Annotated in this window: 2 protein-coding genes; both read right to left on the reverse strand. The window is 67.0% G+C overall.

The window, feature by feature from the left end; genetic code table 11:
* Positions 1-218: 218 nt before the first annotated feature.
* Complete coding sequence (locus tag R5W23_RS08745) at positions 219-680, reverse strand: hypothetical protein (protein WP_320686005.1); 462 nt, start codon at positions 678-680, stop codon at positions 219-221.
* Positions 681-883: 203 nt separating this feature from the next.
* On the reverse strand, positions 884-1,075 hold the full coding sequence (locus tag R5W23_RS08750) for a hypothetical protein (protein ID WP_261184259.1): 192 nt from the start codon (positions 1,073-1,075) through the stop codon (positions 884-886).
* Between the last annotated feature and the right edge of the window lie 151 nt (positions 1,076-1,226).

Genomic DNA, 1,226 nt, shown 5'->3' on the forward strand with positions numbered 1-1,226 from the left:
TACCCGGGCGACCTGATTCTCGCGGATCACGATGGCGTGGTCGTGGTGCCCAACAGCGCGGCGGAGGAGGCGCTGCGACTCGCCGAGGAGAAAGTAAGCGGCGAAAACCTCGTTCGCAAGGCGCTCGCGAGCGGAATGACCACCACCGAAGCGTTCAAGAAGTACGGCATCCTCTGAACGCCGGGAGCGGTGGCTCCGTACCCGACGTTCGGCACATGTCAGCGAAGGGCCGCGAGGCTGTTGTGGGCCAACCCGGTTTCACGGATCTGCTTAACGCTGATCTGGGCGGACGGCTTCATCCCCGGGCGCACGTAGTACACGCACACGTGCGCAAGCGGCGTTCCCGCCGGGATGCGTTGTTGCGCCGGGGACGGGCGGCCGGCCTCCTCACCGGGCATTTGAATCATCCACCGGTCGTTACCCGGCAGGTCGTACAGTTTGAGAACCCCGGTCTGCTCGTCGTAGGTAATGCGGTCCGCGTCCGGCGCCGGCAGTTGCGACCGTAACGCCACCCAGGGCGGGTCCTGTGTACCGACGCCCGACGACGGCGGCTGGCCGCCCGTCGGCACGGTCGGCGCGCCGCACCCGGTGAGGGCGAGCGGAAGGGCGAGTACGGCGGCGAACCGCGCGGGGCTCGTTCGGACCACGCGCGGCGGCGGGAGTGTTGAAAATGCAGTCATGGGAACCCTCCTCCGTGGGGCGCCGTTGTGGGAGAGGCGAATCTCGGGCCGTGGCCCCGTTAGTCGATACCGGTCAGGGGTGCCGACCAAACACGGGCCGTCTACGGGGTGATCCGCATACTTGAAGCGTAGCACCTGATCGTGTCAAGCGAAAGAGGCGGCTCCGCCTCTGCGGCCCCGGCGTCGCGCACCCGGACGGCTGCTCAGTCCCGGAGCCAGATGAGGCCGAGCGTGCAGGTGGCGGCGCCGACCAACCCGCCGGTGAGGGCGGTCACGGAGAACTCGTCCGTGATCGGGATTTGGGCGCCGGCCGAACCTTTGAGCACCGAAAGGCCGCCCCAGATGAGGGGCACGCTGCCGGAAACGGTGAGAACGAGACCGATCAGCCGCTTCACGTGAAGCCCTCCACGGAATCGGGTACCGAGGAACAGCCGTGTTCGCGTCACGGCCCAATATTCCTTTGGCACGCAAGACCGCGGCTGTCATGCTCGCGTGCGCGGTTTTATCGGCACGCTGTCAGAAAACGCTACTGAGTCGGTGCGCCAA

Source organism: Gemmata algarum, assembly GCF_034097035.1.
Taxonomy (GTDB): Bacteria; Planctomycetota; Planctomycetia; order Gemmatales; family Gemmataceae; genus Gemmata; species Gemmata algarum.

What these genes read in the sequence shown, in the direction of transcription:
- R5W23_RS08745 (WP_320686005.1), bottom strand. Translation starts at nt 680, where the DNA reads ATGACTGCATTTTCAACACTCCCGCCGCCGCGCGTGGTCCGAACGAGC.